Below are 8967 nucleotides of genomic sequence, written 5' to 3'. Positions count from 1 at the left end.
ACGATTGGCTGCTCAGAAACATAACCATGGATAAAGTCGTGCTGCGTAAATGGCTTAAAGCAGGGTATGTGGAGAAAGGAACCTTATTCGCTACCGAGGCCGGTACGCCGCAAGGCGGAATCATCTCCCCGGTACTGGCGAATTTGACGTTGGATGGGCTAGAGCAGGCAGTTAATATAAGCGTGTCTCCAAAAGATACACCACGACGCCCGTTTAAAATCCACGTCGTGAGATATGCTGATGACTTCATCGTGACAGGGGCTTCGAAAGAGGTCTTGCAGCACCAAGTTCGCCCGGCAATTGAGGTATTCTTAAAGGCACGGGGCTTGGAGCTTTCAGACGAAAAGACTAGGATCACGCATATCGCACAAGGTTTCGATTTTCTGGGCCAAAATATACGTAAGTATTCGGGCAAGCTACTGATTACCCCTGCCCGTAAAAGCGTGAAGGCGCTTTTAGATAAGGTCCGGAAAATAGTGAATGGAAACAAGTCGGCAACACAGGCGAACCTGATTCTGAATATCAATCCGGTAATCCGAGGTTGGGCGATGTATCACCGCCATATTGTGTCTAAGGCTCGTTTTACATGGATTGACCATCAAATTTGGCGAATTCTGTGGCGATGGGCTGTGCGTAGGCACGCCATGAAAGGTGCGAAATGGGTAAAGAAAAAATACTTCCATGTTGAAGGGGCAAGACACTGGGTGTTTGCGTCTGATGATCGGATTAATGGCATAAGCCAACGGTTGCGGCTGTTTTCAGCATCGACCGTTCTGATCGTAAGGCACATTAAAATACGTAGTGCAGTGAATCCCTACAATCCGACATGGAACGCTTATTTGGAGCGCCGCCATCGATCGATTTCCCCATTGTGAAGCTCGGTCATATCAAGGCTGTTGAGAGGCTTGAGCCGTATGAGGGGTGACTCTCAAGTACGGTTCTTAGGGGAGGATGGTGTGGTAACACACTGTCCTTACCCGACTAAAAGCTCATATTGGCGTGGACGCGAGAACCGGCCTGACTCATAGCCTAAGCACAACAGCCGCCAACGTACATGACATCACAGAAACAGAACATCTGCTTCATGGTGAAGAACGCTTTGTCTCGGCGGATTCAGGTTATCGAGGTGCACAAAAACGAGAAGAGCTCAAAGACATCAAAGCAGATTGGTTGATTGCTGAGATGCCAAGCAAGGTGCGTCATCTCAAGAAACATCCAAGGATAAACAAGCAACCTATCCGAACGGAATACATTAAAGCCAGCATTCGAGCAAAAGTAGAACACCCGTTCCGGATCATAAAGCGTCAGTTTGGTTTTAGGAAAGTCGTCTATCGCGGCTTAGAGAAAAATGATAACAAACTGGCGATGCTGTTTGCCTTAGCCAATGTGGCTAGGGTTGACCAGATGATACGGGCGGCAAGGGGTTAATCCGTTTAAAATCCACTAAACAAGGCTAAATAAGCCTTGTTTAGTGGTGAAAAAGCATCAAAACAAGTAGAGTCCTGTGCTTTTTTATTCGAAAGAGAGAGGTTGAGTGTTTTGCGACTTCTTAATCGTAGTTTCCTAAGCTATTTTACAGTCACCTCTGCGTGCACGAACACCGTGCGCGCAATGTTATTGGAGTAATGTATGGCTCTTTCTTTAGAGGAACAAACCCGCATCGATCTTGCGGCGTCTCTACGAATTGTTGCGCATTTAGGTATGCATGAAGCGGTGGCAAATCACTTTAGTGCTGCGATTTCCGACGATGGCAAACAATTCTTGATCAACCCAAAATGGAAGCATTTTTCTAGAGTGTGTGCCAGTGACCTCCTACTGTTAGATGCGGACGACGCATCCACAGCAGAGCGTCCGGAAGTCGATGCAACGGCATGGTCTATTCATGGACAACTGCATCAGCGGCTACCACATGTTCGTGTCGCTATGCATTTGCATCCTGTTTACACCACTGCAATTTCTACGATGAAGTCTCCTCAAATTCTTCCGATTGAACAGAATACGGCCCGTTATTTTAATCGTGTCTCTGTGGATACTATGTTTGGCGGTATGGCCGATACGGTCGCTGAAGGCGCCCGCTTAGCCGGGTTGCTTGAAAATAACAGTCGTTTACTGATGGGCAACCATGGTGTCATGGTCACAGGAACTGACATTGGTGTCGCTTTTGACGATATCTGGACTCTTGAGCGAGCGTGCCAGATTTTGATCACGGCGCAGTCAACAGGACAGCCATTGAATGTTTTATCTGATGAGGTGGCAGAAAAAACAGCACGTGATTGGGAAGGTATTACAGACTTCTCGAGACAGCATTTTGAAGAAATGAAGTTGTTAATGATCAAGCAAGATCCGTCTTTCCTAGATTGACAAACGCTTTCTAGCGTTCATCTAAGCCAGTTACCAACAAAGCCGAACACCATGTTCGGCTTTGTTGGCTTTGTATATAGGTATACCCTCTAGCTATTGTGTGCAAAACAGTAGGGTTTCTTTTTTTGTTTCGCCTCTGTTGGTGCACGTCCAATCGGGGTAGATCGTCGAAGCATTTTTCGGTTGAACAATAAAAAAGGGCCGTTGTTGCAAAGGAAGCCAAGTAGTCACCTCTCCTTGTTGTTTCTTTGCTTTTCCACCAGAGTAATATTGGCCAGAGAAAGGGCGCTTATGTAAAAAGAACAAATCACTTTCTAGGGCTTCCGCTTGTTGTTCCCAAACAGTCAGTATCGCCTTTTGTGACTTGGGGTGAATTATCTCAAAATGCAGTGTGGTGACCAGTGTGATGAGCAGAATGGGGGTAATGACCCCCACTTTATAAAGCCAGTTTGGCAAAGGGCGTTGCTGATGAAGATGCGCCAATAATAAGGCGGCAGGCGGCAAACAGGGCATGGTGTAGCTGGCGAGAATATTACCTGAAAAGCTGAATAATAGTAGCGGTGCTATCATCCATAAGAGAAGAAAGCTCCCAAATCCATCGGATCTTTCCTCTGTGTCTTTACCTTCTTGGATTGATCGCACCCATTGCCATAATAAAATAGGACTCCATGGCAACATAGAAATAAACGCATACAACCAGATGGTTCCGCGGGTTCTTTCGTGGGCTGTGCCGTACAAGTCTCCTTGCCAACCGCTTACGATAAAGCGTTTTATGTGTTCGCCAACGATAAAATAGTCTAAAAATCCGGGCGTCTTATACTCTGCCATGGCATACCAAGGCACTGATAAGAGCAAGAAGAGTAAGCTGCCATATCCCCAAGGTAAAACCTCCCAAAGGCGCTTCCAACGTCCGTTTGGCAAAAGCCATAAGGTCAAACTCATGCCGATTAATACCACAGCAAGGGGACCTTTAGACAACATACCAAGGGCGAGTCCAACGAAAAATAGATACCCCCAATACTTACCCCGATGCGACCAAGCTTGCCAGAAGCTGATCATGCTTAAGGTAATGGAAAAGGTGAGGGCCGTGTCTGTCATCACCGCGCCGCTGAGCAGGATGAATGAGAAAGTAGAGGCCAATAATACGGCGCTGAACAAGCCTATTTTGGCTGAAAGAAAGGCATTTTTTGCAAACAAATACACCAACCCAATAACACCAGTACCTACCGCAAGGTGAGGGACGCGAGCGGCAAACTCATTGATGCCAAAAAGACGGAACCCAAGGCTGCTTAACCAAGTAAAAAGGGGCGGTTTTCCCCAGAATGGTACATTGTAATCAAACATTGGCGTGATCCAGTCGCCTGTTTCGAACATGATGCGAGCCATTTCGCCATACCTTGCCTCGGTCGTGTCCATGAGCGGGTAAAGCGATAAAGAGAGAAGGCGAAGCCCTAAGCAACTGATCAACAAAATCATTAAAAATCGAATAGAGGGCAAAGAAAAAGAGCGTTTTGACATTATTTGGTTTCCATCGATTGAAAGGTGGGTTTTTGCATGGCGTCGTCCATTAGCACATACAGAGGGCGTTGTTTGGACTCAATAAACAATCTCCCGACGTATTCACCTAGCACACCAATGGATAAGAGTTGAATACCGCCGAGGAATAAGATAATCAGTATGGTTGACGGATACCCCGCCACGGCATCGCCCCATACCAGTGTTTTTGTGAAAATTACTATGGCCATTACGAACGTAATGAACGACGTGGCAAGCCCCGCCATGGTTGCCCAGCGTAAAGGTTTGGTACTGAACGACGTGATGCCCTCTAAGGCCAAATGAATCAGCTTGGGGTAGTTCCACTTTGTGGTGCCAGCCAAGCGAGCGTCACGATCAAAAGACAAAATAGTGCGAGTGAATCCTGGCCAAGCGAGTAGACCTTTCATGAACCGGGTTCGCTCTGGCAAGGTATTAATTACCGCCACAACTTTTTGATCCATTAAACGAAAATCACCCACGTTTTCGGTGATGGGATGGTCGCTAACGTGAGACATAAAACGGTAAAAACAATGGGCGGTGGTGCGCTTTAACCAGCCTTCTCCGTGACGTTCTTGACGTTGCATTTCGACCACTTGCGCACCGGCTTCCCATGCTTTCACCATCTCAGGTATGTATTCTGGCGGGTCTTGTAAATCAGCATCGAGCAAGATAACGCATCGACCTGAGGCCGCGGTCATGCCCGCGCTCATAGCGGCTTCTTTGCCGAAGTTGCGGCTCAATCGAAGGCAGCGTACCTGATGTAAAGGATGGCTAAACTGGCTAACCAGCGACCAGCTGTTGTCCTGACTTCCATCGTCGATGTAAAGGATTTCACAATGTTGATGGAGGTTAGACAAGGCCATACAGACTCTAGCGTGACAAGTGGCTAACACTTCTGCTTCGTTAAAAAAGGGGATCACCACCGTCACTAAGGGTTGTGCTTTAGTCGCAGGAGCTAGCTGTTCGTAAGCTTTATAAGACACTGTATTCATAACAAATTCCTAACATGTCAGTCGATGAGGTCATGTTAGAGCGGTCAGTGTCGCAAAAAGGTGATTCACTTTTTTTTCACACATTTGTGTGACAATGTGATGGTCTATATTACCTTGATAACACTGGACTTATTGTCTGCCTTTTTTAACAGAGAGTGTAATGAAACTATTGTTAGTGGAAGATCACAAAGACATAGCGGGCATAATTTTTGACTATTTTGAGATCAAAAATTACGTATTGGATTACGCCAATAATGGTCTGCAAGGCTATGAATTGGCCAAAACTGAGCATTACGATGCTATTGTGTTGGACATCATGCTCCCAAAAATGGATGGGCTGACGGTGTGTAAGTCCCTGCGTGAAGCAGGGATTGATACTCCGATTTTAATGCTTACCGCACGAGATACGAAAAACGATATCTTGGCAGGGTTCGAACATTTAGCCGATGATTATTTGGTTAAGCCTTTCGACTTAGACATTCTTGACTCTCGATTACAGGCGTTAGTCAGAAGAAAGAAAGGCCATGTTGCCAACCGAACCCTTACTTTTGGTCGGCTTGAATTAGACATGAAGACACGCATTGTCCAACGAGAAGGCAGTCGTTACTCACTGAACCCTTCCCAGTACACCATTTTAAAATGTTTGATGCAGAAAGCCCCCGATCTGGTATCAAAAGAAGAAATAGGCGACGCCCTGTGGGGCGATGAAGAGCCAGACAGTAAGGTGTTAAGAAGCCACATTTATCAGTTAAGAAGTCTCATCGATAAACCCTTTGATCACGCCTATCTGAGAACCGTTTCAAAAGTAGGCTATCACTTGGTAAAAGAAGGTGAGGAATGAAACGGATAAAAACCGCCAAGCAGTTAACGTTCACTTATTACTCAATCGTGGCGTTTGCCATTGTTGCTTTTCATTTTTCCATGTTTGAATCTGTGATTGAGAATGTGGAAACCATTTATGCTGAAAATCGCATGCTTAAAGACAGAAATACTGCGATAGAGCAGCTGCAAGGCACAGAATTGATGTACATTTCAGTGCCGCCATTTTCTGAAGCGTATGTGGGTAAAGCCAGTTTGCCAGCGGGGGTGGTTTTAAATACCGCCATGACAGACGATAAACCTTATGAGCTGGATGACAGTTCGGATACGAATCTTGAGATTTTCTCAATGCGATCGCAAGTGATGTTAAATGGAAAACCTCAAGAAGTGTACTTATTGCACTACGACGAAATCTACGAAACCAGTGAAGTACAAATGTTTAAGACCCAAAGTCTTCAGTTGTTTTTGTCTATTTTACTGCTAGTGGTAAGTTTATGGGTGGTGATGCGTATTGCAGGGCGTTTAACACAACCATTGGCCCTATTGTCAGACAACCTTGGCAAACGAACCCCCAACGATCTATCGCCCATAGCGCTACCAGAAGGCGCTGTAACTTTTGAAGTGCAGCAGCTGGTGGAGCGTTTAAACGCGTATCAGAATCAAATTAACACCATGATTGAACGAGAACAGGCGTTTAATCGTCATGCCAGTCACGAACTTCGTACGCCATTAATGGTAATGAAAGGTGTAGCGACCTTGTTGGGTAAATCAAATTCAAAAGAATTTTTAGAAAGGCAGCGACAACGCATGAACAAAGCTTGTCAGGAAATGGAAGATTACATCTCAACCTTGCTGTCTTTAACAAGAGCGGAAGATGTATCTTCAATAGCGTATCGATTGGTGCAGCGTAAGGAGTTTGAAGACATTCGTGACGCACATCTTATGTACCTTACTTCCAGATCAGTGACGGTTGAACTGGCTCACAAAGGTCAGATTATGACGAAATTGCCGGTTCCGGCATTTCATATTTTAGTCGCGAACCTTCTTAAAAACGCCATATCTTGTACGGAATCTGGTCAGGTTACTATTGAGGTGTCTGATCAAAGTTTGGCTATTATCGATACGGGTTGTGGCCTAAAAGGGAAACCTGATGGTGAGAGTTATGGCTTGGGTTTGATGATTGTTCGTGGTCTTTGTACCAAATACCATTGTGATTTTTGCTTGGTTGATAATGACGGCGTTGGTTGTACGGCGACAGTGACTTTTCCTCAGCCTCGTTAATAGCCATATTTATCTTTATCATTTATTAGGGTTAAAAATCCAAAAGCGGGAGAAGACGTAATTAATCGTCATGCCAAGGATCACACCCGGTGCCATCGCAAGATAAGGCCACACAATGTAAAGTGTGTGATGGGTTACATTGTTATGGAAAGACAACAACGCCAGGTAACACCCCCAGTTGGGGACAAAGGCGATGACAGAGCCACCGAGAAACTGCAGCCATTGCAGTAGCGCGGCTTTTCGAGACGGCCAATTTTTAATTGATACTGTGTTCGTGGTGCTTGTGGCAGTGAGGCGAGCATCATGGCACTGAGCAAAGGTAATGGTTCTGTTTAACCACCAGTTCGAGGTCGCTGCAATCCAAAACGCGACGCCTCTGGCCCAAATAAAAGGCAGCCAGGTCGAAAAAAGTAACATACAAGCTACATCGACAAGAAAGCCGCTCGCACCCACTAAAGCAAAACGTACAAAAGCCTGTTCGAAGAATACAATCATGGCGTGAATGTAACGCCACTGACATCGAAAAAAAGTGAAAACGATTGAAATACAACGAGGCAAGTCTTGATTCCCCTAGGATGTGCATAGAGAATCAAGATCAACCCAACCAGAAGCCTTTCTTATATCTAATGCCTAGAAATAGACAAAGTAGCACTTTAGTCTTACCTCTTTTTGAAATCTTAGGCCGCTGGATTCTACTTAATCAATAGAACTGCAAATGTATTTCATTTCTAGGTAATCTTCGATGCCATATTTGGAACCTTCGCGTCCTAGACCAGATTGTTTGATGCCACCAAATGGTGCGACTTCATTAGAAATCAACCCCGTATTATGGCCAACCATACCGTATTCCAACGCTTCAGAAACGCGAACCATACGACCGTGATCACGAGTGAAAAAGTAGGCAGCCAAACCAAATATGGTGTCATTTGCCATTGCGATGGCTTCTTCTTCGGTGTCAAAAGAGAATAACGGCGCTAGCGGACCAAAGGTTTCTTCCTGAGCCACGTTCATGGCTGGTGTAACACCGGTTAAGGAAGATGCGAATAAGTCCTTTCCATGAGACAATTCATTTTTAACCTTCGAGCCTGACCATGTCACATCAACTTACCTTTGGCGACAGTGAATTCAACAATAAGCGTCGTAAAACACGCAAAGAAATTTTCTTGGTTCGAATGGACGAACTGATGCCGTGGGATCAGCTTGAAGCGGTGATTGAACCTTTCTACCCAAAAGCCGGAAAAGGAAGAAGACCGTATCCATTGTCCACCATATTTCGCATTCACTGTATGCAACATTGGTACAACATGAGTGATCCTGCCATGGAGGATGCGCTTTATGAAATCACGTCGATGCGCCTTTTTGCTGGGTTGTCGCTGGACATCGCTATCCCTGACCACAACCTTTGGCGACAGTGAATTCAACAATAAGCGTCGTAAAACACGCAAAGAAATTTTCTTGGTTCGAATGGACGAACTGATGCCGTGGGATCAGCTTGAAGCGGTGATTGAACCTTTCTACCCAAAAGCCGGAAAAGGAAGAAGACCGTATCCATTGTCCACCATATTTCGCATTCACTGTATGCAACATTGGTACAACATGAGTGATCCTGCCATGGAGGATGCGCTTTATGAAATCACGTCGATGCGCCTTTTTGCTGGGTTGTCGCTGGACATCGCTATCCCTGACCACACTACTATTATGAATTTTAGGCACTTGCTGGAAAAACATAAGCTCTCCCGTCAACTTTTTAAAGAGGTCAATAAATGGCTGTCCAGCGCAGGGATTTACTTAAAAGAAGGCACGATTGTCGACGCCACCATCATTGAAGCCGCCAGTTCAACCAAGAATAAAGCGAAAGCACGCGATCCCGAGATGCACCAAACCCAAAAGGGAAAGCAATGGTTTTTTGGTCGTGCGACCTGAAAGTTGCAAGTATTTCTGTTTCGCAGGGTATGTCTACCTGACGAAACCGGTTGTT

The 8967-nt window shown here is 45.6% G+C and carries 8 protein-coding genes and 3 pseudogenes; 7 read left to right on the top strand and 4 right to left on the bottom strand.

The features are described from left to right. From LG368_RS14895 to LG368_RS14885, 3 genes and pseudogenes are all read left to right on the top strand, one after another. Positions 1-875: group II intron maturase-specific domain-containing protein (locus tag LG368_RS14895; RefSeq protein WP_264194077.1), on the top strand; the 875-nt coding region annotated here is incomplete at its 5' end. Positions 876-981: 106 nt separating this feature from the next. Beyond that, positions 982-1428: pseudogene (locus LG368_RS14890) on the top strand (IS5 family transposase); the annotation flags it as partial. Positions 1429-1629: 201 nt separating this feature from the next. After that, a complete protein-coding gene (locus LG368_RS14885; RefSeq protein ID WP_226755488.1) occupies positions 1630-2361 on the top strand; it encodes a class II aldolase and adducin N-terminal domain-containing protein in 732 nt (243 codons plus the stop codon). A gap of 93 nt (positions 2362-2454) precedes the next feature. Here LG368_RS14885 and LG368_RS14880 read toward each other — a convergent pair whose 3' ends face one another. Continuing rightward, the gene (locus LG368_RS14880; protein ID WP_226755487.1) at positions 2455-3879 is read right to left on the bottom strand and encodes an ArnT family glycosyltransferase; all 1425 of its coding nucleotides are present in this window, start codon (positions 3877-3879) and stop codon (positions 2455-2457) included. After that, positions 3879-4889: a glycosyltransferase family 2 protein gene (locus LG368_RS14875; RefSeq protein WP_226755486.1), complete on the bottom strand. Its 1011-nt coding sequence runs from the start codon at positions 4887-4889 to the stop codon at positions 3879-3881. Before LG368_RS14875 ends, LG368_RS14880 begins: the two co-directional genes overlap by 1 nt. 160 nt (positions 4890-5049) lie before the next feature. Between LG368_RS14875 and LG368_RS14870 the strand changes: the two genes are divergently transcribed. Further along, a complete protein-coding gene (locus LG368_RS14870; protein WP_226755485.1) occupies positions 5050-5730 on the top strand; it encodes a response regulator transcription factor in 681 nt (226 codons plus the stop codon). Next, positions 5727-6989 (top strand): sensor histidine kinase, encoded by a 1263-nt coding sequence (locus tag LG368_RS14865; RefSeq protein ID WP_226755484.1) that lies wholly within the window; start codon positions 5727-5729, stop codon positions 6987-6989. The genes LG368_RS14870 and LG368_RS14865 overlap by 4 nt, the downstream gene beginning before the upstream one ends. A gap of 18 nt (positions 6990-7007) precedes the next feature. Here LG368_RS14865 and LG368_RS14860 read toward each other — a convergent pair whose 3' ends face one another. Both LG368_RS14860 and LG368_RS14855 read right to left on the bottom strand, forming a co-directional pair. Further along, a complete protein-coding gene (locus tag LG368_RS14860; protein WP_226755483.1) occupies positions 7008-7547 on the bottom strand; it encodes a GtrA family protein in 540 nt (179 codons plus the stop codon). Between the two features lie 138 nt (positions 7548-7685). Further along, positions 7686-8087, bottom strand: coding sequence for an aldehyde dehydrogenase family protein (locus tag LG368_RS14855; RefSeq protein WP_420827974.1), 402 nt, complete (start codon positions 8085-8087; stop codon positions 7686-7688). On the opposite strand from LG368_RS14855, the pseudogene LG368_RS14850 reads away from it, so the two are divergent. Continuing rightward, a pseudogene (locus LG368_RS14850) lies at positions 8081-8383 on the top strand (transposase); the annotation flags it as partial. The gene LG368_RS14855 and the pseudogene LG368_RS14850 overlap by 7 nt on opposite strands. Further along, positions 8325-8900, top strand: a pseudogene (locus LG368_RS14845) (IS5 family transposase); the annotation flags it as partial. The pseudogenes LG368_RS14850 and LG368_RS14845, both read left to right, overlap by 59 nt. Between the last annotated feature and the right edge of the window lie 67 nt (positions 8901-8967).

This window comes from Marinomonas algarum, assembly GCF_020532605.1.
GTDB lineage: Bacteria > Pseudomonadota > Gammaproteobacteria > Pseudomonadales > Marinomonadaceae > Marinomonas > Marinomonas algarum.
This window is presented reverse-complemented; position numbering and strand designations above follow the sequence as displayed.

What these genes read in the sequence shown, in the direction of transcription:
- LG368_RS14870 (WP_226755485.1), top strand. Translation starts at nt 5,050, where the DNA reads ATGAAACTATTGTTAGTGGAAGATCACAAAGACATAGCGGGCATAATT.
- LG368_RS14875 (WP_226755486.1), bottom strand. Translation starts at nt 4,889, where the DNA reads ATGAATACAGTGTCTTATAAAGCTTACGAACAGCTAGCTCCTGCGACT.
- LG368_RS14880 (WP_226755487.1), bottom strand. Translation starts at nt 3,879, where the DNA reads ATGTCAAAACGCTCTTTTTCTTTGCCCTCTATTCGATTTTTAATGATT.
- LG368_RS14865 (WP_226755484.1), top strand. Translation starts at nt 5,727, where the DNA reads ATGAAACGGATAAAAACCGCCAAGCAGTTAACGTTCACTTATTACTCA.
- LG368_RS14885 (WP_226755488.1), top strand. Translation starts at nt 1,630, where the DNA reads ATGGCTCTTTCTTTAGAGGAACAAACCCGCATCGATCTTGCGGCGTCT.